Annotated in this window: 21 protein-coding genes; 15 read left to right on the top strand and 6 right to left on the bottom strand. The window is 43.9% G+C overall.

Annotation, left to right across the window (positions count from 1 at the left end; genetic code table 11):
- The first annotated feature begins 9 nt into the window (after positions 1-9).
- The 11 genes from D1814_RS12100 to D1814_RS12050 all read left to right on the top strand — a co-directional run bounded on the left by D1814_RS12100 (position 10) and on the right by D1814_RS12050 (position 8,983).
- Positions 10-1,425 carry an FAD-dependent oxidoreductase gene (locus tag D1814_RS12100; protein ID WP_118492589.1) on the top strand — a complete coding sequence of 472 codons (1,416 nt, stop codon included), beginning with the start codon at positions 10-12 and terminating at the stop codon, positions 1,423-1,425.
- 197 nt (positions 1,426-1,622) lie between these two features.
- Positions 1,623-2,072, top strand: a complete 450-nt coding sequence (locus tag D1814_RS12095) for a hypothetical protein (RefSeq protein WP_118492587.1) — start codon at positions 1,623-1,625, stop codon at positions 2,070-2,072.
- A gap of 208 nt (positions 2,073-2,280) precedes the next feature.
- On the top strand, positions 2,281-2,868 hold the full coding sequence (locus D1814_RS12090; protein WP_118492585.1) for a DUF2726 domain-containing protein: 588 nt from the start codon (positions 2,281-2,283) through the stop codon (positions 2,866-2,868).
- 147 nt (positions 2,869-3,015) lie between these two features.
- The gene (locus D1814_RS12085; RefSeq protein WP_118492583.1) at positions 3,016-3,717 is read left to right on the top strand and encodes a 5'-methylthioadenosine/adenosylhomocysteine nucleosidase; all 702 of its coding nucleotides are present in this window, start codon (positions 3,016-3,018) and stop codon (positions 3,715-3,717) included.
- 1 nt (position 3,718) lies between these two features.
- Positions 3,719-4,666: a cobalamin biosynthesis protein gene (locus D1814_RS12080; RefSeq protein WP_118492581.1), complete on the top strand. Its 948-nt coding sequence runs from the start codon at positions 3,719-3,721 to the stop codon at positions 4,664-4,666.
- Positions 4,667-4,740: 74 nt separating this feature from the next.
- Positions 4,741-5,571, top strand: coding sequence for a cobalamin-binding protein (locus D1814_RS12075; RefSeq protein ID WP_232368872.1), 831 nt, complete (start codon positions 4,741-4,743; stop codon positions 5,569-5,571).
- 59 nt (positions 5,572-5,630) lie between these two features.
- Positions 5,631-6,035: a rhodanese-like domain-containing protein gene (locus tag D1814_RS12070; protein ID WP_118492576.1), complete on the top strand. Its 405-nt coding sequence runs from the start codon at positions 5,631-5,633 to the stop codon at positions 6,033-6,035.
- 121 nt (positions 6,036-6,156) lie between these two features.
- Positions 6,157-6,558: a DUF2721 domain-containing protein gene (locus D1814_RS12065; RefSeq protein ID WP_071952535.1), complete on the top strand. Its 402-nt coding sequence runs from the start codon at positions 6,157-6,159 to the stop codon at positions 6,556-6,558.
- Positions 6,555-7,151 carry a GNAT family N-acetyltransferase gene (locus D1814_RS12060; protein WP_118492574.1) on the top strand — a complete coding sequence of 199 codons (597 nt, stop codon included), beginning with the start codon at positions 6,555-6,557 and terminating at the stop codon, positions 7,149-7,151. The genes D1814_RS12065 and D1814_RS12060 overlap by 4 nt, the downstream gene beginning before the upstream one ends.
- A 39-nt stretch (positions 7,152-7,190) precedes the next feature.
- Positions 7,191-8,531, top strand: a complete 1,341-nt coding sequence (locus tag D1814_RS12055; protein ID WP_118492572.1) for an FAD-dependent oxidoreductase — start codon at positions 7,191-7,193, stop codon at positions 8,529-8,531.
- A 98-nt stretch (positions 8,532-8,629) separates the two neighbouring features.
- On the top strand, positions 8,630-8,983 hold the full coding sequence (locus tag D1814_RS12050; RefSeq protein ID WP_118492570.1) for a DUF1428 domain-containing protein: 354 nt from the start codon (positions 8,630-8,632) through the stop codon (positions 8,981-8,983).
- Positions 8,984-9,004: 21 nt separating this feature from the next.
- Here the strand turns inward: D1814_RS12050 and D1814_RS12045 are convergent, their stop codons facing one another.
- The 4 genes from D1814_RS12045 to tyrS all read right to left on the bottom strand — a co-directional run bounded on the left by D1814_RS12045 (position 9,005) and on the right by tyrS (position 12,500).
- Positions 9,005-9,589 carry a hypothetical protein gene (locus D1814_RS12045; RefSeq protein ID WP_118495379.1) on the bottom strand — a complete coding sequence of 195 codons (585 nt, stop codon included), beginning with the start codon at positions 9,587-9,589 and terminating at the stop codon, positions 9,005-9,007.
- Positions 9,590-9,606: 17 nt separating this feature from the next.
- Positions 9,607-10,143: an RNA polymerase sigma factor gene (locus tag D1814_RS12040; RefSeq protein ID WP_118492568.1), complete on the bottom strand. Its 537-nt coding sequence runs from the start codon at positions 10,141-10,143 to the stop codon at positions 9,607-9,609.
- 69 nt (positions 10,144-10,212) lie between these two features.
- Entirely contained in the window at positions 10,213-10,920 is a 708-nt protein-coding gene (locus tag D1814_RS12035; protein ID WP_118492566.1) for a hypothetical protein, read from the bottom strand.
- A 380-nt stretch (positions 10,921-11,300) separates the two neighbouring features.
- On the bottom strand, positions 11,301-12,500 hold the full coding sequence (gene tyrS, locus D1814_RS12030; protein ID WP_118492563.1) for a tyrosine--tRNA ligase: 1,200 nt from the start codon (positions 12,498-12,500) through the stop codon (positions 11,301-11,303).
- Positions 12,501-12,925: 425 nt separating this feature from the next.
- Between tyrS and D1814_RS12025 the strand changes: the two genes are divergently transcribed.
- Both D1814_RS12025 and D1814_RS12020 read left to right on the top strand, forming a co-directional pair.
- Positions 12,926-14,251 (top strand): OapA family protein, encoded by a 1,326-nt coding sequence (locus tag D1814_RS12025; RefSeq protein ID WP_118492561.1) that lies wholly within the window; start codon positions 12,926-12,928, stop codon positions 14,249-14,251.
- Between the two features lie 7 nt (positions 14,252-14,258).
- The gene (locus D1814_RS12020; RefSeq protein ID WP_118492558.1) at positions 14,259-15,461 is read left to right on the top strand and encodes an anhydro-N-acetylmuramic acid kinase; all 1,203 of its coding nucleotides are present in this window, start codon (positions 14,259-14,261) and stop codon (positions 15,459-15,461) included.
- 54 nt (positions 15,462-15,515) lie between these two features.
- Here the strand turns inward: D1814_RS12020 and fucP are convergent, their stop codons facing one another.
- Complete coding sequence (gene fucP, locus D1814_RS12015; protein WP_118492556.1) at positions 15,516-16,853, bottom strand: L-fucose:H+ symporter permease; 1,338 nt, start codon at positions 16,851-16,853, stop codon at positions 15,516-15,518.
- 501 nt (positions 16,854-17,354) lie between these two features.
- On the opposite strand from fucP, the gene D1814_RS12010 reads away from it, so the two are divergent.
- Complete coding sequence (locus tag D1814_RS12010; RefSeq protein ID WP_118492554.1) at positions 17,355-18,677, top strand: carbohydrate porin; 1,323 nt, start codon at positions 17,355-17,357, stop codon at positions 18,675-18,677.
- Between the two features lie 215 nt (positions 18,678-18,892).
- Complete coding sequence (locus D1814_RS12005) at positions 18,893-20,014, top strand: alkene reductase (RefSeq protein WP_118492552.1); 1,122 nt, start codon at positions 18,893-18,895, stop codon at positions 20,012-20,014.
- A gap of 172 nt (positions 20,015-20,186) precedes the next feature.
- Here D1814_RS12005 and D1814_RS12000 read toward each other — a convergent pair whose 3' ends face one another.
- Positions 20,187-20,633 carry an SRPBCC family protein gene (locus D1814_RS12000; RefSeq protein WP_118492550.1) on the bottom strand — a complete coding sequence of 149 codons (447 nt, stop codon included), beginning with the start codon at positions 20,631-20,633 and terminating at the stop codon, positions 20,187-20,189.
- Between the last annotated feature and the right edge of the window lie 167 nt (positions 20,634-20,800).

The raw sequence follows: 20,800 nt of genomic DNA, 5'->3' as shown, positions 1-20,800 counted from the left end.
ATTTAGTTTATGGCAAAGAACGTATATCAATTTGTCGATGTTGAACGTATCGATCCGCCTAAAAAGCCGATCATGGTACGTAAACAAGAGTTCGCGGAAATTTATCAACCGCTAAGCCAATCTCAAACCGAAGGCCAAGCAGACCGCTGCTTGGACTGCGGTAACCCGTATTGCGAATGGAAGTGCCCTGTGCACAACTATATTCCACAATGGCTAAGCTTAGCGAACGAAGGCCGTATTTTAGAAGCTGCTGAACTTTCTCATAAAACCAACAGCTTGCCGGAAGTTTGCGGTCGCGTTTGTCCGCAGGACAGACTATGCGAAGGCGCATGTACACTGAACGACGACTTTGGTGCAGTAACTATTGGTAGTATTGAAAAATATATCACCGATACGGCATTCAAAATGGGCTGGCGCCCAGATATGTCTGACGTGGTATGGACCGACAAAAAAGTGGCAATCGTAGGTGCAGGTCCTGCGGGTCTCGCATGTGCTGATATTCTAGTTCGTAACGGCGTTAAACCTGTTGTTTACGATAAATACGAAGAAATTGGTGGTCTGCTCACGTTTGGTATCCCGTCTTTCAAATTAGAGAAAGATGTTATCAAGCTACGCCGCCAAATCTTTACCGAAATGGGTGTTGAATTTGTCCTTAACACTGAAATTGGTAAAGACATTCAGTTTCAGGATTTAATCGATAAATACGATGCCGTTTTCCTAGGAATGGGTACGTACAAGTCGATGCAAGGTGGCTTTGACAACGAACACGTTGAAGGCGTTTATGATGCCCTTCCTTTCCTTATCGCTAATACCAATCGCGTAATGGGGCTTGAAAAAGACCCCGCTGATTTTGTAGATATGAAAGGCAAGCGTGTTGTAGTGCTAGGTGGTGGTGATACCACCATGGACTGTGTACGCACCTCAATCCGTCAAGAAGCTGCGCAAGTAACTTGTGCGTATCGTCGTGACGAAGAAAGTATGCCGGGCTCGCGCCGTGAAGTGGTTAACGCTAAAGAAGAGGGTGTTGAATTTAAATTTAACCTTCAGCCTCTTGATATAGCCGTTGATGAAAACGGAAAAGCCTGCGGCGTTAAGTTCGTTAAAACCGAAATGGGACCGCCTGATGTCAATGGTCGTCGTCGCCCTGTTGAAATAGAAGGTTCTGAACACGTACTTGAAGCAGATGCTGTTATCATTGCGTTTGGTTTCCAACCTAGTCCTGCGCCATGGTTTGCTGATTTCGGCATTATGCTTGATGAAAAAGGCCGCGTGCGCGCGCCTTCTGCGGGTAAGTTTGCTTTCCAAACTTCACACCCACAAGTATTTGCTGGCGGTGATATGGTGCGTGGTAGTGACCTAGTTGTTACCGCTATCGACGAAGGCCGCAAGGCTGCCGAAGGTATCATGGATTATATTGGCGTTTAACCTTCGCGAATATTCCCTGTTATTAAAAGCTCGATAGCTCTGCTATCGAGCTTTTTTGTTTTATACGTCCTAGAAGATACGAAAAGCACTACTTATATACCTTAATAGACCAAGGTTTAGTTGAAGCGAAAGAGTAACCTTACTAGTATCGTAAAAAACAAATTAAGAACATCGCCCACTGGATAAAGAACTTACCTATGAAGCACGTAAACACTTGGACAATTTTACTTTGTTTAGCATTAGCCTCAGCCGCGGGAAATGCTTGTTTTGCAGAAACCCTTCCAGTAGATTCTTCGTTAAGCGTCCAAGTGAATGAGCAGAAAAATAAAAAGGATTCGGCGCCGTCTCTAAGACGACCTGCTATTGTGTCTTGCCCTGCAAAATTTCAAAAGGTGAAAATTTCTGACGATGCAAGACAATGTCAAGCCTTCGAAAATGACATGTCGGCAGTGATGGTTTATCACTCACCACGCACGCCCAACGAAATGCTCAACGTTTATGAAACAGCCCACCCATCGCTAACCCCCCATCCTCCAGTTAGTGGCCGTACCCTACTCTCGTCTGAAGATAAGACAGTAAAAGTCATAATAAGCCCTGATAACGCGGGCTCTCAAGTCGATATTCTGGTCACCTCACAAGCTAACTAGAGGCGAAGTAAATTTGTAAGCAAGATAGTCTATGTTGGCACCCGCTTTGCAATTTCAGCAATAACTACTTCATGACAGTAACAAGCGTCATTTTTATGACGCCTATGTCGTAAACGAAGCGCATGCTGCTAAGCCATACACTCTAGGCTCGGCTAGCGTTAAGTTTCTTCTGTCATGACTTTTTCTATTGATATTTGCGAGGGTTACGATGGAATTGGCAATTATTTTAATGATGTTACTTATTGTCGTTGCACTAGGTGCCATAAAGTTGTCAGACGGTGGGGTCGCATTTCCATTTAGGCGGAAAGCACAACTGTTTACTCCGGTAGAACATTCCTTTTTGAATCTTATCGAACAGGCTATGGGGCGAGAGTTTAGAATTGTATGCCGTGTACGTCTTAATGATCTGGTATCAGTACGTCAAACAGCCAACAAGAAGACAGCAAGCCAAGCGCTTAGCAGAGCGTCGAGCAGACAGCTAGATTTTGTACTGGTTGATAAACAAGATATGAGCCCTGTAATGGCTATCGATTTAGTTCACAACCAGGGCAAAGAAGGCTATAAAACACAGAAAGATTGGTTTGTAACCGGCGCCTTAGATGCAGCAGGCCTTCCACACGCAAGAATTAAAGTTAAATCTGGCTACACTGTTGACGATATTCGCGAGTGCTTAGAGAACAAACTTATTCCTTATCGCCGTTTGCAAAATAAAATGGCACAACTACCTACGCACAACCCAGAACCACCCAAGCGCCCTACCCGTCCAGTGCGTTCAAGCAGAGCAGCTGCCGCCTGATTCGGTTAATTCAAGCTTCCCCTAGCCTTTGTTACTTTACTGTTTTCTTACTCTCAAATAGCGGTAACAAAGGCATTTTTCTGTCAGTTTCTCAATTTTCCTTATACAATTAACCCGTTAAATTCCCTCAACACCGTCGGTAGAGTTATGAAAAAAATTGGTATTTTAGGTGCAATGGATGAAGAAGTTGCGCTACTTAAAGCATCACTTTGGAATGTAAAAGAAACAAAGTGGAAACACCTTACATTTTATGAAGGCACACTTAATGATATGGAAGTGGTGTTGGTTAAGTGCGGTATTGGTAAAGTGGCAGCTGCTATCGCTACCACGGTATTGATTGAGCAATACGCTCCTGATGCTGTCGTCAATACGGGTTCTGCCGGTGGTTTTGACAAAAACCTGAATATTGGCGACTTAGTGATAGCAAGTCACGTTATACACCACGACGCCGATTTAACCCATTTTGGTTACAAGCTTGGTCAATGTGCAGGTATGCCTGAAGATTTCCGTTGTGATACCGCATTAATGGAAACAGCACGTAGTGCAGCTGCAGAGATTACCTCATTGCAATCTACAACGGGCTTGATTTGCACCGGCGATGCTTTTATCGGGAGCGATGAAGCGGTGGCGGATTTGCGTGAAAACTTCCCTGATATGAAAGCGGTAGAAATGGAAGGCGCAGCTATCGGACAAACCTGTCATATGCTCGAGACCCCGTTTCTTGTGATTCGCTCATTATCAGATATTGCTGGAAAAACTTCGTCAGTAAGCTTTAAAGAATACCTAGACACTGCTGCTAAGCATTCTGCACAGCTAGTAATGGCGATGATTAAGGCTCTCGCAAAGTAATATGACAGAGGTGATTAGCGACCCGCAATATCAGTCGCTATTAGTACTTTGGCTGGCTATCGCCGTAGATGCCTTATGGCGATGGCCCCAAAGTACGCATCCCCTAACACTTATGCGCTACCTCGTTTTGCAAATGGGGCGTAAGGTAGTGCCATCTCGAGACTTCGGTCCATCTCAGCACTACATTTCGGGTTCGTTAGCAGCACTAGTATTACTTGCGCCGTTAGTAGTTTGTATCGCCATTTTAGTATATATGGCTCAGTACCCCGTTTTCTTTGAAGCTATTATTCTTGTCTCGCTGCTCGATTTTGGCTACCAACGTCAGCAGTATAAAAAAGTGCTGGCAAGTGTTGGCAGAAACAAAAAGTCTCTCGCTCGGGAAATGGTTCAGACCATTACCGCACGACAATGTAACTCACTGACAGATATTGGCATTGCTAAAGCCGCGATTGAGTCGCTTTGGCTTAAATTTCTTTACCTGTATTGCGGGGTTATTTTTTACTTTGTGGTTGCAGGGCCAATAGGTGCATTGATCTATCGGTTACTTTTGCTTACATCGTGGCAATGGCACTACCGCACTCCTTCAATGGCATTTTTTGCAAAACCAGTTCGCAAGCTGGTTTATTGGCTTACTCTTCCACCAGCAGCCATTGGCGGCTTGATAACCCTGCTAATTAGCCACCCCGTAAAAGGCATTAGTGCTATAAAACGCGCATCAGTAAAAGATAAAACGTCACTACTTCTGGCACTTATGGGTGGTGTACTAGGTGTAAAATTGGGTGGCCCGGCGATTTACGCCAATAAGAAAATTCGATATGCCCGCGTAGGAGGCGTAAATGAAGTCAAGTATTCTCACATGTTAAAAGCTAAAAGCACGATTACCTTGGCTATGATAGCAACGAGTGCATTTGCATCATTAACCCTATTAGCCATGGCCGTTGCTCTATGAAAACACTACGCGTAATAAGCACTTTTTCTTTTATACTACTTTGGACACCCTCTCTTTTTGCCCATGCAAACATAGTGGCAGAACCTACCGTTGAGCCCAAACTCATTGCCGATGAAAAGCAACTTCCGTCTATCGGTTCAACAACTCATTTAAAGGCGAACACTACCAACTTAAAAATAGTTAGCCTAGCACCACACCTTACAGAGTGGGTATTTAGTTTAGGTTTAGGTTCATACCTTGTAGGTGTAAGCGACTACAGTGACTATCCAGAAGCAGCGAAAAATATCCAACGGGTAGCCGATTTTCAAGGTGCTGACATTGCGGCAATAGTGGCGTTAGAACCAGATTTAATACTTGCTTGGGATGGCGGCAACAAACCTCAGGATATACATAAACTTTCTTCAATGGGGCTTAATGTATTTACCAGCAAGGTTGGAAATATCACAGATATTGCTAGTGAAATAAAAAGGCTAGGAGCACTTACAAACACGCAAAAAAAAGCCACTCAGCTCACCAACGATTTTCTCAGCGGGTTAAAAAACCTAAGGCAAAAATACGATACTGAGCCACGTATACCGGTGTTTTACTATTCATGGACGGCGCCCCTTATGACTATTGGCCCTAACGCATGGGGGAATAAACTGTTAAATGTTTGTGGCGCACAAACGCTATTTCACGATAGCCCGATAGATTACCCTCAAGTAGCTGTTAAAGACGTGCTAGTTCGTCAACCCCATGCACTCATAGCCGCCTCCAAAAGTTCACACGAAGAGTTAGAAGTATTCTGGCGCGCTCATCGCGGGTTTCTTGATGCACCACTTATTGTGGTCGACCCGGATGTTACTAGCCGCTTTTCACTACGATTAATAAATGAACTAAAATCATTATGTGAAGGTATTAAATAAAACGCATAAGCGTTATACTTAAGTCTAAAATATCAGTAAGAAGGTAAGAGCATCTTTTCATGCGGATTGTTGTTGCGGGTTTTCTAGTTGTTGTTAGTGTTGCATTATTTGTTTCGCTTCAGTGCACAGCGAAAGCGACGGCACAAGCTTCTGTTGCCGCTTCTCCTTATCTTATTGAACGAGTCGCTAACAACGACTGGCTGCTTATTGATGTTCGCTCACCTGAAGAATTTGCCGATGGTCACATTCCTGGCGCGGTGAATATGCCCCATGAAAACATTAATGAATATCTTAGCGAGTTAGAAGATCATAAAAACAAGCCTATCATTATTTATTGCCGTTCTGGCAGAAGAGCTAAACTCGCCATGAAAGTGTTGGAAGAACTCGACTTCTCTGAAGTCATGCATTTAGAAGGCGACATGTTAGGCTGGAGCGCTGCAGGCATGACAGTAGATAGGATGTAGTCTAGTTGCTCAGCTCTAAGAACCACACAATGTTTTTATAAACCAACCTCTTAGCCGATAACTGTGTGTAACTTATCCCCTGTGATACACTCTTTGTATTCCACGATTGCATGAAACCCCTATGAAAATAGATATTGCTACTCCGGCTATGTTATTTCCGGCAATTTCTTTATTGCTTCTAGCCTATACCAATCGCTTTTTAACGCTGGCGACTATCATCCGAAACTTTTCAAAAGAAGAAAAAGATGACAATACCCAAGCGCAGATAAAAAACCTTCGATTGCGCATTCAGCTTATAAAACGTATGCAAATAGCGGGTGTGGGCAGTTTTTTTCTTTGTGTGGTATCCATGTTGGCCATTTATCTCACCTATCAACAAGTGGGAAACTGGGTTTTCGCGGCAAGTTTAGTGTCATTGTTGTATTCATTGTGGATGTCGGTAAGAGAAATTCTGATTTCTGTAGAAGCATTAGATGTTCACCTTGACGGTATGAAAAACGCCCCCCATAAAGAAAAAACATGACGCCAACCACTAACATGAACCACTTAGTTCAAAGCAATATAACGTACGAACAGTTAGCGCCTGAGTTTTTTGCAGGCGTGATTTCTCTTGGTAACGATGTACATGGTGACAACTACTTAAGTAACGAATTGCTCGCTGACTACTATGCTAAAAGCTTTGTTGGTGACATTAACGCAAGCTGGGTAGCGCTATACAGAAATAAGGTAGTAGGTTTCAGGCTAACCTTTGCACATACCCAATGGAAAGTAGATGAATGGTGCAGCCCTTCGCTATGGCCGGTCGATTCAAATACGGTGTGCTATTTCAAATGCAATACTGTGGAGCCCGCTATGCAGGGCTATGGAATTGGCAGTACGCTATTAAGCAAGTCTATAGAATGTGCAAGAATCCAAGGTGCTGAAGCGGGTTTAGCGCATATTTGGTTGGCAAGCCCAGGCAATAGTGCATTTAAATACTTCACCAAAAACGGTGGCCAATTGATAAAGAAACACGCCAACAAGTGGCGCTACGCTTCTATTCACGAGGGCTATGATTGTCCCGTTTGCGAGGGCTACTGTGAATGTGAAGGCGCGGAAATGCTACTACAATTTTAATGCCTAACATGACGTAAACGTTCACAGCCATCTTATTCTATGATCTACGACCCTCTTATTTCACCCGGCGTTTCGTCAATGCTGCCCGCGCCAAAAAGCTACTGGCATGCTACGCATAAAATACCAACGCTGCCGCCCTTAAACAAAAAGTTAAATACCGAATATCTCGTAGTCGGCGGAGGCTATACCGGTCTGTCTGCTGCCATCACACTTGCTCAAGCTAAACAGGAGGTTACGCTACTTGATGCAAATTCACTCGGTTTCGGCTGTGCAGGCCGCAATGGCGGTTTTATCCTTTCTGGTAGCGGCAGACTGTCATTAAACGCTATAGAAGATAAGTGGGGTCATACTGTAGCAACGGGTATGCAGGGCGAGTTTGATAGTGCCGTAGATTTGCTTAAAAAGCGTATTGTAGACTTCGATATGCAAGTCGATTTAGTAAAAGGGCCTTATTTAAAATTGGCCCATAATACTAAGCAAGCCAAGCAGCTCTATGCCACTGCTAAGCATCTTGCGTCAAACTTCAATGTACCAAGTGCGACCTTAACCACTGAAGTCCTCTCCGCGCGCTTTGGTATTGAAGGCGCTTACGGCGGCGTTGAGCTTGAAGGCGCATGTTTACACCCTTTAAAACTGGCGAGTGAATATGCAAAAGTAGCTAAAAAACTTGGCGCCACACTTTTTTACGACTCGCCAGCCATTCACATTGAAAAGCAGAAAGCTGGGTTCCTTGTCACCACGCCAAGCGGTTCAGTATCAGCAAAGCATATACTCATTGCTACTAACGCCTATACCCCTAAACACTTTCAGGAGAGCGTAGATAATAAGCAGTTTCCTGTACAGTCGAGTATCTTCGTTACCGCTCCTTTAAACAATGAACAACGCGCTTTGACCGGATTAACCGCACCCATGAGTTTTATGGATACGCGGATAATGAAATACTACTATCGGGTATTGCCAGATGGTCGATTGTTATTTGGCGGTCGCGGGGCAGTAAAAGGCAAAGATGCGGATAACGCTAAAGAGAAGCAGCGACTTTATAACGCTATGGTAAAAAGCTTTCCAGCACTTAAAGGTATCGCCATGGACTATTTCTGGAGCGGTTGGGTGAGCGTGTCGCTAGATAGCATGCCACGTATTTTTGTCGACAATGCACACAGTACTGATTCTGCTATAGGCTATGCCATGGGTTACTGTGGCTCGGGCGTTTCTTTTGCCGCTTTTGCCGGGCAGCGCCTCGCGCAGCGAATAATGGGTACGGGCGACGTAGATTTATCTCTTCCCCTTTATCAATCACCACTCAAAACATACCCATTTTCAAGAGCGAGAAGAATAGCACTGCACGGTTTATATCAGTGGGCTAAAATCGCAGAGCGTTAGTCTTAGTGAATTTTTTCGGTAAATCTGCCGTTTTCACCATTGTACACTGTTCATTATTTGAGCTATGTTAGTATTCTAATCACTGACGGAGCCACCTCATGTCATATATCGATGCCTTTGCAGTAGCCGTTCCCACAGAAAATAAAGCGTTATACATTGAACATGCCAAACTCACCGGCGATATTTTTAAAGAGTATGGCGCCACTAAAATTCTTGAAGCTTGGGGAGACGACGTCCCCGATGGCGAAGTAACGTCTTTTCCCTTGGCTGTAAAAGCTAAAGACAATGAAACCGTGGTCTTTTCCATTGCGTTTTGGCCATCAAAAGAAGTACGTGATACCGCATGGCAAAAAGTGATGGAAGACCCCAGAATGCAGGAAAGCGAAAACCCCATGCCATTTGACGGTAAGCGCCTTATTTATGGGGGCTTCGTTCCTATGTTAGAGCTATAAGACTGAAACCAAAGACTTTGCCTACTTTAAATCGTCTATTTTCGCCAGCGCCGACGGCAAGTCGGCGGCTAGCTTTTTGTATCGACGGAACACAATAAAAACAACGATGCTGTTTATGAGTAACTGTGTACCCCATAGCGCATAGGCGTTGAACTTCAGTACGTTGAAAATAGCGAGTGCCAGCAATCCACACCAGAGTATCGCGCATCCATAAAGACTGACTTTCCAATAGTGTAATTGCTGCTTTAATTGAGTTTGTTTAAAAGACAGCATCGACTGCACATCTAAAGCTTGGGTTCGCCACTGCTTTTGTCTTACCCAATAACCCCATGTTCCAAAAGCACAAGGAATAGGCGTAAGTACTGAAAAAAGCAACAGTTGATACATAGTCAGTGGCTCGAACAAGACCAAGGTTAAACACCACACCGAAACCGCTAGTCCGAGAACCAAGTCGAAAGCGCCTTTGGCTTTAAGTTTAAATCTAGCCTTTTTGGTTTCTTTTATCAGTGCATCTGTATCCACTGACGGCGTTGCGTCTTTATAAGCACTTTGCCACTGTGCAAATTGCTTATCGAATTCATTCATATTTAAATTATTGTTGCTCATGTTTACATTACCTTCGCTCACGGCTGCTGCTCCATTATCAGCGTTAGCTGCTGGCGGGCCCGACTGATGCGTTTAGCGACAGCATTCTCTCTGATACCTAACATATCGGCTATTTCAAGCTGGCTGAAACCTTCAAGAAGCAAAGCCAGTACCTGTCTATACTTTATTTCAAGCTGCCGTAATCCTGTCATAAGATCTATAGCACTCTCTTGTAACGTCGAATCTTGCGATGAGTGAGTATTTAATGGGTTAGAGAGATCATATTCTCCGCTATCGTTAAACTCTTGACGCCGCTGCTCTTTAATAACGTGGTCAACCGCTTTGTTGTGCGCTACTTTTGCCACAAAGGTCTTAATGCTCGCCTCGCCGCGAAAGCCACTATTACGATGACTAGAGACATTTAAATTACCTTCAAAAGCACGCCATACGGCCAGAGACATTTCCTGAATAAGCTCATCTTGAAGTGATTTATTGGCTTCAAACGTTGCAGCAATACGCGCCATAAGCGGCGCGTATTCTTTAAGCAGTTTTTCTATTTGAAAAGTTTCTTTCACTGCATTTCCATTTTTATTATTTTTAATTCCACGCTTTAAGCGAGCAGTTAAGATTAGCTAAATAGACGATTATCGGAACAAACGCTGATAAGCAGCAAAGCAAGCGCATGAAACAATAGGACCAAACACTAAGCCCGATAACGCCAATGTGTAGGGTGCAAGGAATACCGTAAGAAAAATAACGGCGCCAATAACTAGCAAAGGCTTGTAGGCGCTAACTAACGCTGTCGCGCTATTTTTAAGCGCTTCCACTATAGAACTTTGCTTTAAAATAAGCAGCAAGGGTACAAATAAAAACAAAAGGCTTATTGGTGTTACTGAGCCCAACATTAACCCAACTTTCCATGCTGGTACATCTACCATGGTACCATTCACCAATGCAGTCACTGACTCTGACCCCATTAACATAGCGCCAATCTGAAACTGAATCCATGCGATTATCGGCCCAGATAAACTCCATAGCGCAACATTTGCCCACGAACGCATCGTGCCACCAGAAAAGCTTACTTTGCCTTTCACTGCTAAATTAGCAATGGCCAACCACATTAAAGTAGTAAGAAGCGGGCTCATCCATTTAGATACGCCTATTCCAATAGGTGCAGCCAATGCTTGAATAAGGCCAGCAGTAAGTAGCATTAAAAATGAAAGCCCTAAGAGTTTGAAAGGCGCTTTTTTAAATAGCTGCCACCCTTCTTTGAGCCACGTGAAAGCTTCATTTGCCGGAAGAGTTTTATTAGCTTGTTGGTATGTTGCACGAGTTGAAGTTACCGTTGTCATCACATTATCCTTTTTCATTGCGTAAGCGTTATTATTGAGTACCACTGGTGTTCCCCCCAGGCTGCAACGCGTTCACTGCTCATCGTACAGTTGGGTTTATTGTTTATCTTTCCCCTATAGACGATGACAGCGACCAAAAACTGACAATTTTTTTCAAAAAAATATTAAAAACAATAAATTACCAATAAAATCAGCAGCTTAAGATAGTAAAAAACGTAATCCAATTTTCACCTAGTAGGTTATTACTCAATTTTGTATTAGTGGTGGACGATGGCTACGCGACTGAATAGACAACGCGTTCAAGCTTCAACACTGGCTTTTTAGACAAAAAAAAGCCCGCTTAAATAAGCGGGCTTTCAAATACTAGTTTTAGTGATGCATTAAGCTAGCGTGATACGGGCAAACTTGCGTTTACCTACCTGGTACACGTTTTCACCTTTTTCAGTCATCACTAAACGGGTGTCTTCTACTTTATCGCCGTTTATTTTAACAGCGCCTTGTTTGATCATGCGCATGGCATCTGACGTTGAGCCAACAAGTTTCGCTTCTTTTAATAAATTACCGATAGCGATGCCTTCTTCGCCTAGCGCTATTTCAAGCTCTGGCATATCGTCAGGAATAGCGTTTTTCTGGAAGCGTTGAATAAAGTCTTGGTGGGCACCTTCAGCGGCAGCATCGTCGTGGAAACGAGCAATGATTTCTTTCGCCAACATAATTTTAATATCACGTGGGTTTTCGCCACCTTCAACGCGCGCTTTAAGCTCTGCTATCTCTTCTAACGGACGGAAGCTGATAAGATCATAGTAACGCCACATCAAATCGTCAGAAATAGACATTACTTTACCAAACATATCGTTTGGCGCGTCTGTGATACCAATGTAGTTGTTCAAAGACTTCGACATCTTCTGAACGCCGTCTAAGCCTTCAAGTAGTGGAACCATCACAATTGACTGTTGCTTTTGTCCCTGCTCTTTTTGAAGCTCACGGCCCATTAGCAAGTTGAAGCGCTGATCAGTCCCGCCTAATTCAACGTCCGACTCAAGGGCTACAGAGTCCCAACCCTGCACAAGCGGGTATAAGAACTCATGAATTGCGATAGGCTGGTTGTTGTTATAGCGTTTTTTAAAGTCATCACGCTCTAGCATACGAGCTACAGTTTGACTTGCCGCTAGTTTGATCATGCCCGCCGCACCAAGCTCGTCCATCCATTCTGAATTGAAACGTATTTCTGTTTTCTCTTCATCAAGGATCTTGAACACTTGTTCTTGATACGTTTTAGCGTTTTCTAATACCTGATCTTTACTTAAAGGCTTGCGTGTGACATTTTTACCTGTAGGATCGCCAATTAGGCCAGTAAAATCACCAATAAGAAAAACAACTTTGTGGCCTAGTTGCTGGAATGTACGCAACTTGTTGATCAACACAGTGTGACCAAGATGTAGATCAGGCGCAGTTGGATCAAAACCCGCTTTAATGGTTAGGGTTTTGCCGGATTTTAGTTTTTCAATTAAATCCTCTTCGGGAAGTATTTCATCTACACCCCGTTTAATCTCAGCTAGCGCTGTTTGCCAATCTTTCATTTGTTAATCACACTCTACATAACTGTACATTCAATATTGGCGGGCATTTTACGCGTACAACGGAACCATTAAAAGGTTTGCGCGTCAAAAAACGAATTACAAACAGTCATGTTGTTAAACCCAACAGCTTTGAACGCAAAATTAGCGTATTGAATATAGCTGATCTGAATGAGAGGGGGAGGGTTTTCGCAAACACGCGATAAACCCATCGATGGGCGCTCCGCCACCGCTTCCCTGCGGTGGCGGGTTTGCTCCAGCCCTCCCCCTACATTCACTGAGATTTAGATAGCGCATTATGTAATTGCGAGTTTAAGAGCTATTGGGTGTAACAATTTGCGCTAACAAAATAATGAGAAAAGTTGCATTTTTAAGCAACGTATGTGAAATAGTGCTGTGCACATAACATTTCTCAGGTGGGCTGTAGTATGAGAAAGAAATTAGACGCTTCTAAAGCGCTACATTTATATAAAAATTTACCTAAGCAACATAGAACCGGCATTGCTATCGCAAGCTTGTTTCTTGGTGGGCTTATCCTCTTGCCGTCGGAGTCTGTAGAAGCTAGCCGCCATCAAGAGGCACATATTTTAGACGCAGGTGTCCGCTACCCTGTAGATCTTAACATAACACCGTCAACCGACGTTTTTTCGAATGAAGAAGAGTCTACTTGGCAAACGTACAAGGTGCGAAGCGGCGATACCCTGGCAAAGCTATTTAAGCGTGCAGGCTTTACATCGCGCGATGTTTACAACGTAACTCAGGCTGGTGAACTAACAAAAACCCTTGTTACTTTATTACCTGGTGACGAATTATCGTTTAAAGCGAACAAAGACGGTAGCTTTGGTGAGTTGAAGTACAAGTTATCTTCAACGGAAACCCTGTTTGTACGTCCGGACTTAACGACTGAGAGCAACAGTCTTGTCGCTGAATTAGAAAAACGCGATGTAGATATTCGCTACAACTTTGCTCAGGGTGAAATTCACTCCAGCTTTTGGAATGCCGCAAGAGATGCTGGGCTTACCAGCAACCAAATCATGAATTTGGCAGGTATTTTCGGCTGGGACATAGATTTCGCAATGGAAATTCGCTCAGGCGATACGTTCAACGTTGTTTTTGAAGAGCAATACATTGATGGCGAATTCGTTGGCTACGGCAATATCGTAGCAGCAGAGTTTACGAACCAAGGCGAGCAGTTTAGTGCGATCCTTCACGAAGACGGTAGCTACTACACCCCGGAAGGTCGCAGCATGCGCAAGAGCTTTTTGCGTGCGCCAGTTAATTTTAGATACGTCAGCTCTAATTTCACTAAGGCACGCTTTCACCCAGTACAAAAACGCTGGAAAGCACACCGAGGTACCGACTACGTAGCAGCCGTTGGTACACCTATTATGGCAGCAGGTGATGGAAAAGTTATCAAAGCAGGCTATGATAAATATAACGGTCATCATGTATTTATTCAGCACGGCGAAAAGTACACCACTAAATACCTTCACTTCAAAAAGCGTGCGGTTAAAGTGGGTGACATCGTTAAACAGGGTCAAACAGTAGGTTACCTTGGAAGTTCTGGTATGGTGACAGGAGCCCACCTTCACTATGAATTTTTAGTAGACGGTGTGCATAGAAATCCACGCACCGTAGAGCTGCCAAAAGCTTTACCGATAGCAAAGGAAGAGCGAGAAAGGTTTATGGAAATAGCAAAACTTCGTCAACAGCAACTCAATAATAACAAACGTATTATGCTCGCGATGAAATAGTTGCGCTATGGCGAAATATATTGGCTTGATGTCAGGCACTAGCATGGACGGCGTTGACGCCGTCCTATGCGACATCACTGAAACGTCGTGTACAACGCTTTCAGCGCACACCATCCCCTACTCTAGCGAACTACTTCACGCGCTCAATGATTTGTGTTCTGAAGGTCCTGATGAGCTCAATACACTTAGCATTGCAGACAGGCTCGTAGCAGAAACCTTTTCAGAAGTTACCTTAGCATTACTTGATAAAAACAACCTTAAAGCGTCAGATATCACGGCCATTGGCTCTCATGGGCAAACGGTGCGTCACTATCCCAATTCTGATGTGATGTCAGCCCATTTCTCTAGCCCTTCTATCCGGGGCTTCACGTGTCAGATAGGCGATCCTAACACTATCGCTGTGCTCACCGGCATTGATGTTGTCGCCGATTTTAGGCGCAAAGATATTGCGTTGGGCGGTCAAGGTGCGCCATTAGTACCTGCTTTTCACAATGCGGCATTTGCCAGTAAAAATAAATACCGTGCGCTGGTAAATATTGGCGGCATTGCAAACATTTCATTACTTGCGCCAAAGCGAAATAGCACACCGCCGAAAGGATTTGATACCGGGCCAGGTAACACTTTGATGGACCAATGGATAAGCCTTCATTTAAATGAGAGTTTTGATAAAGACGGGGCCTGGGCTGCATCAGGGCAATGCCATTCCGGCTTATTGGGTAGGCTTTTGCTAGATAACTACTTCGCTTTACCCCCGCCTAAAAGCACAGGTAGAGAACATTTTAATATCGATTGGTTAAGCAACGCCCTTGCCGATTACTTTCCCTCTAGTGCAGACCTGCAAAGCGATGAGGAAAACAACAATTTAGCCCCAGAAGATGTTCAAGCTACTTTGCTTACACTTACCGGCAGCACTATCGCTCAAGAAATAAAGAACCACCTACCTAAAGCGAGTGATGCGAAATTACAAAGCGAAGTGATTGTGTGCGGCGGTGGCGCGTTTAATAAAGCGTTAATGGCCTATTTGAACAACGCTTTGAGCGATTATGCCGTAGCTGATAGTTATGCACTTGGTATTCATCCACAGCAGGTAGAAGGCTCTGCGTTTGCATGGTTAGCGCATGCATTTATAAACGATATTCCAAGTAATGTGCCAAAGGTTACGGGTGCATCAAGATCTACAGTACTCGGGGCGCTATTTAAAAAAGCATAAAAAAGGGCCACTGATGTAATCAACGGCCCCTTTTATATCATTTCCTCAGAAATATTACTTGGCGTTTTCCATTTCCATATCTTTTAATGCGCTCGCATCAATATCGTCCTGACGTTTAACACTGCGCTTTTTTGCGCGCATGTCGAAATAACCGTATCCACCCACAAGCAGGAAGCAAATGGCTGGTACAACATAAGATACAACCACCCCTGCGCTATCAATAATTGCAGCCTGGAAAAGTGGCATAATGGCTCCCCCAAGGATAGCCATTACAAGGCCAGCTGCGCCTAGCTTGGTGTCTTCCCCCAACCCTTCTAACGCAATACCATAAATAGTCGGGAACATTAGCGACAAACAAGCAGAAATTGATACCAGTGCGATTACACCTGCTAAATTAGGAGACTGTGTCATGAAGATACATAGTGCCATGGCAGCCAACGACATAACCATTAACAGTCTAGCTGGATAGAGATACTGCATTGCCCACGTCATTACAAAGCGTGAAATTAAGAATACGATCATGCTGTATTGTAATATTTCACCACCACTCACTTCGTTGCCACCCGTCGCTTTCATTGCATATTGGATAGTAAAGGTCCACACACAAGTTTGTGCGCCAACATTGAAGAACTGGGCCAATACACCAAATCGGTAATGCCTGTTGGCAACTAAGCGCTTCAGCGATGCGCCCAATTTCACGTCTTCCACACTAGACTCAACCGATTCTTGAATTGGCGCTTTAATTAAGAAAATAGCGACCCAAACCAAAACTAGTACGCATGCCATACCTACATAAGGAAGCATTACCGCGTCAAGTTCTACCCCTATCACGTTTCTAAGCTCGCTTACCGACATGGCAGCACGCTCTTGCGCAGATGCTTGATTCAAGTTTGGCAATATAAGCGTTGCAGCCAAAAACACACCTAAATTAGTACCAACAGGATTAAATGCTTGAGCCAAATTTAAACGGCGCGTCGCACTCTTTTGATTTCCCATCGCCATGACGTAAGGATTCGCCGACGTTTCAAGAATGGATAAGCCACCTGCTAGTACAAAAAGTGCGGCTAAGAAAAAGCCGTAAGTCATGGTTTGACTGGCTGGGTAAAACAAAAATGCTCCAGCAGCGGCACAACCCAAACCAGTCAATACACCTGTTTTATAAGAGAAGCGCTTGTTAATAAAAGCAGCAGGAATAGCTAAGCAAAAATACGCGCCATAATAGGCAAATTGAACCAATGCCGATTGTAAAGACGACATAGTAAATATCTTACTAAATACCTTTACCAAAGGGTCTGTCATGTTCGCAGCTACACCCCATGCAGCAAAGCAAATCGTTAACAATATAAAGGGAATCAATGTGTCTTTGGAAACCAAAGGGGCGTTGTTTTTCATAAGAACGGCCTTTCGCTTGTAAAAAATTAGTTAACCAATTTAAGCATCACCCTAGAACCCTGTCAATAAATCAATTTAATTTATTTATTTTAACTTGCGTTAAAAATTAGACTTTGTGTGTAAAGAGGCGGAAGCAGAAAAGTATATGCTCATCTTCCAAGTCATGACCATAAATAGATAACCACCTATATTTTCAATAGCATGCAAATATAAAGAAACTCAGCAAAGAGCTCTCTATGTGGCCAAAAATGCTGACGCCGCATGTCACTTTTGTTAATAAAAAATACACAATTTCGCAAAATCAATTAAATAAACAAGGTTGATTTAATTTAAAAGGTTAGTTAGATTTCGTTCAAAACAAACTTATGTTAATGCGTTGTAACGTTAGCTACATGCTGATTTATTCAGTTTCAGCAAGAAGTTAGCAACAAATGCGTAGATGTCATCAGTCACACGCTCGTAACAAGCTGCGGTTGATAAGCATTTTTAATTGAGAGAATAATGATGAAAACACCTACAGTTACCCGTCGCCTTTCTGGATGTAAGACAGGCTTGCAAACAGCGCTCCTCGCGAGCACCGCCATTGTTGCCGCCACTGCGTCGGCATCACAAAGTAAGCTTGAAGACGCGTTTGAATTTCAAGCAAGTTATACGGGTGAGTCAGCTACCAATATTGACGGTGGTGAACGCAGAGGCAGTGCCTATGCTGGTCAGCTCTTTGTAGGTGGCGAATTAGATTTAAATACGTTAGCGAGCTGGGAAGACACTAAAATACATATTGCCATGACAAACCGACACGGCAAAAACTTGGCCGAGCACTACATTGGAAACAGCACGTCGGTACAAGAGATCTTTGGCGGTCAAAATACCCGTCTTGCAAAGTTTACTATTTCTTCCACATTCTTAGATGGCGATTTAGAACTAGAAGGTGGCCGTACAGTAGCGAATATTAGCTTTTTAGGATCTGAACTTTGTCAGTACTTTCAAACCAATGCAGCTTGTGGGAACCCAACCTTTGTATTTAGAACCAGTAACTTTACTTGGTGGCCCGTCTCGAGTTGGGGTGGCCATGCGAAATACTGGCTTTCGCCAAAAACATACTTTCATACTGGCGTTTATGAAGATAACACCAGTCATCAAGACTTAGGCGATCACGGCTTCGATTGGGCGACTAATGAGGCTACTGGTGTTGTTGTCCCCTTCACTCTGGGATATCAAACCACGTGGGACAATGATGAACTACCAAGGCGCTATGAAATTGGCGGTTGGTACGATGGCGCAGACTACACCGACCCTGTCTTTGATGAGGAGGGCAACTATGCGGCGCAATCAGGCAATGACTACGCTGTTAGAAACGGTCGCTCGGGTATATTCGCACGATTTGAACAAACCGTTACTCGTCCTAACCTACTAACGAAAGAAGGGTTAACACTATTTGGTGCAGTGCTAACCGGTACATCGGGCGAGCTGATTGAAGACTACTTTATAAAAGCGGGCTTTGTATTACGAGGCACACTTGCCTCACGTCCTGAAGATACCATTGGCTTCGTATTTACCCGCCAACAGTACAGTGACGAAGCGCTAGAGGATCAGCGTATATTAAGAAGCATAAATGGCGGGGTTGGTACGCCAGCAAGCAGCCAAACCATGTTAGAGCTTAGCTATGGTTATCAACTCAACGATCACATAAGAATTCAGCCGAACGTTCACTACATCATCAACCCCGACCAATTCGCAGAGCGCGACAGAGTTATGGCACTTGATGATGCGATTGTCTTGGGCTTAAGGTTCGACGTAAACCTAGCAGCTTTGATACTTAACTAAAGATTTTCTCTTGTTATACACTTCACAGCGCCTTCGGGCGCTTTTTTTCAAATCGATGTCATTCCCTGCTATTGCGCTTAATTAGTTTCAAGGGCAACTTTCTACCAATCCAACTTCTCATTATTCCTGTACTCACTACTATCTTAAGGCGTTAATGGCGCTAACAAGCGTAACGCTTCATCAACAAACTCTTTTTCGTTGAATAAGGAATACGAATGACAGACTCAGTACTTTTCAGCTCGTTCGAGTGGGCAGGTAATACATTGCAAAATCGCATGGTACTAGCGCCAATGACAAGAGGTCGATCGGGCGCCGATCGCATACCGAATAAAATTATGGGCGATCACTACGTACAGCGTGCCGATGCAGGACTCATTATTACTGAAGCTACCGCCATTTCAGAAGAAGGCATTGGTTGGGTTGATACTCCTGGAATTTATACTGATGACATGGTTGAAGGCTGGCGTTCTATTGTAAACCGCGTTCATGAAGCAGGTGGAAAGATAGTACTTCAACTTTGGCACACTGGGCGCGCATCTCACAGCGACTTTCATAACGGCAATTTACCTCTTTCTGCATCCGCTATTAAAATTGAAGGCGATGAGATTCACACGCCTAAGGGCAAAAAGGCCTATGAAGTACCGAAAGCAATGACGTTTGACGATATTAAGCGCACCGTAGATGACTACAAGAAAGCCGCTATAAACGCTAAGGCGGCAGGGTTTGACGGTGTGGAAGTTCATGCGGCAAATGGCTATCTTATCAACCAATTCTTAGATAGCCGTAGCAACCAGCGTGACGATAATTATGGTGGTAGTGTAGACAACCGTTACCGCTTCTTAAGCGAGGTGATGGACGCTGTATTGAGCGTATGGGAAAAAGAGCATGTCGGTGTGAGGCTATCGCCGAACGGCGCATTTAACGACATGGGTGCAGATGATTTTCGCGAAACCTTTACCTATGTGGCCCAACAGCTAAATAAACTAGAAATTGGCTATTTACATGTAATGGATGGCTTAGCATTTGGCTTTCATGAGCGCGGCGAAGCCATGACACTAGCTGAATTTAGAGCCCTTTTTGACGGTATGTTAATAGGGAACTGTGGCTATTCGAAAGAAGAAGCCGAAAAGCGTTTAGCTGATGGTGATGGAGACATGATTGCTTTTGGAAGGCCTTGGATCACCAATCCTGACCTTCCTACTCGCTTTAAGCACGGTTACCCGTTAGCGTCGTTTGATGATCCGTCTGCATGGTATGGAGGAGGTGAAGAAGGCTATAACGACTTTGACACTTACCGAGAAAAAAGCGGAAAAGACGCGATGACATCGCTCACCTAAATTGGCTGGGCAGAGTGAATTGCTCTGCCCTCGTCTGACGCCCAGTGAGTTCTTATCAAACACTGTGTATCAGACCCTATGCCCCATGTATACGCGTCGCTCTAGGTACTATGCTTAAAATATGCCTAAACTATGCCTAATTTGCAAAAAGCTGGTGAATGCGGAGGTATGGTTAATTAAACGATTTCGTTCTAGCTGCTAAGACGGCAAGCTTTTCCAAACACGACATCCACGCGAAGTTGTGCTGATCACACTCTTGTTTGTTCAAAAAACCCTGTTGAATAAGTACCAGCCTAACATTGTCTTCTTCAGTTTTTTCGAAGTGAATGTCCACCGATGTCATCACCGACTCTTCCATGTCATCTTCCCACGCCCAGGAGAACGATAACTGTTCGTTGGCTAAAATCTTCACGTATTCACCGGTTAATGACATTTCTATGCCACTTGGATCCATCATTATTATGCGATAACGCCCGCCTTCTTTGAAGTCACTCATGATCTGTGTCACTGAACAATCGCCCGGTGCAAACCACTCACTAAGATACTCGGGCTCATGAAATGCTGCAAAAATAAAGGGCAGTGATGCATCTAGCGTTACATCAATTTTTAACTCGTGCATAAAGCCGCCTTAGTCATTTTGTGAAGGTATGGGTCTTAGTGTTTTTTTACTTTAAAACAAAGAAAATCGCTCATCATCGCTAATAAGCTATGCCATAAATAAAAAATCCCGAGCCCGCGTAAGGAAAGGCCCGGGAGAAGGAGAACATCCTCAATATGTTTATCGAC

Origin of the sequence: Alteromonas sp. BL110 (assembly GCF_003443615.1) — a bacterium.
GTDB lineage: Bacteria > Pseudomonadota > Gammaproteobacteria > Enterobacterales > Alteromonadaceae > Alteromonas.
The sequence above is the reverse complement of the archived record's forward strand: the minus strand, read 5'-3'. Positions and strand labels throughout refer to the sequence as shown.

Excerpts from the sequence above, each read along its gene's own strand:
- D1814_RS12055 (WP_118492572.1), top strand. The coding sequence starts at position 7,191 with ATGATCTACGACCCTCTTATTTCACCCGGCGTTTCGTCAATGCTGCCC.
- D1814_RS12060 (WP_118492574.1), top strand. The coding sequence starts at position 6,555 with ATGACGCCAACCACTAACATGAACCACTTAGTTCAAAGCAATATAACG.
- D1814_RS12045 (WP_118495379.1), bottom strand. The coding sequence starts at position 9,589 with ATGAGCAACAATAATTTAAATATGAATGAATTCGATAAGCAATTTGCA.
- D1814_RS12000 (WP_118492550.1), bottom strand. The coding sequence starts at position 20,633 with ATGCACGAGTTAAAAATTGATGTAACGCTAGATGCATCACTGCCCTTT.
- D1814_RS12050 (WP_118492570.1), top strand. The coding sequence starts at position 8,630 with ATGTCATATATCGATGCCTTTGCAGTAGCCGTTCCCACAGAAAATAAA.
- D1814_RS12065 (WP_071952535.1), top strand. The coding sequence starts at position 6,157 with ATGAAAATAGATATTGCTACTCCGGCTATGTTATTTCCGGCAATTTCT.
- D1814_RS12100 (WP_118492589.1), top strand. The coding sequence starts at position 10 with ATGGCAAAGAACGTATATCAATTTGTCGATGTTGAACGTATCGATCCG.
- tyrS (WP_118492563.1), bottom strand. The coding sequence starts at position 12,500 with ATGAAAGATTGGCAAACAGCGCTAGCTGAGATTAAACGGGGTGTAGAT.
- D1814_RS12010 (WP_118492554.1), top strand. The coding sequence starts at position 17,355 with ATGATGAAAACACCTACAGTTACCCGTCGCCTTTCTGGATGTAAGACA.
- D1814_RS12070 (WP_118492576.1), top strand. The coding sequence starts at position 5,631 with ATGCGGATTGTTGTTGCGGGTTTTCTAGTTGTTGTTAGTGTTGCATTA.
- D1814_RS12085 (WP_118492583.1), top strand. The coding sequence starts at position 3,016 with ATGAAAAAAATTGGTATTTTAGGTGCAATGGATGAAGAAGTTGCGCTA.
- D1814_RS12020 (WP_118492558.1), top strand. The coding sequence starts at position 14,259 with ATGGCGAAATATATTGGCTTGATGTCAGGCACTAGCATGGACGGCGTT.
- D1814_RS12005 (WP_118492552.1), top strand. The coding sequence starts at position 18,893 with ATGACAGACTCAGTACTTTTCAGCTCGTTCGAGTGGGCAGGTAATACA.
- D1814_RS12095 (WP_118492587.1), top strand. The coding sequence starts at position 1,623 with ATGAAGCACGTAAACACTTGGACAATTTTACTTTGTTTAGCATTAGCC.
- fucP (WP_118492556.1), bottom strand. The coding sequence starts at position 16,853 with ATGAAAAACAACGCCCCTTTGGTTTCCAAAGACACATTGATTCCCTTT.
- D1814_RS12080 (WP_118492581.1), top strand. The coding sequence starts at position 3,719 with ATGACAGAGGTGATTAGCGACCCGCAATATCAGTCGCTATTAGTACTT.
- D1814_RS12090 (WP_118492585.1), top strand. The coding sequence starts at position 2,281 with ATGGAATTGGCAATTATTTTAATGATGTTACTTATTGTCGTTGCACTA.
- D1814_RS12025 (WP_118492561.1), top strand. The coding sequence starts at position 12,926 with ATGAGAAAGAAATTAGACGCTTCTAAAGCGCTACATTTATATAAAAAT.
- D1814_RS12035 (WP_118492566.1), bottom strand. The coding sequence starts at position 10,920 with ATGACAACGGTAACTTCAACTCGTGCAACATACCAACAAGCTAATAAA.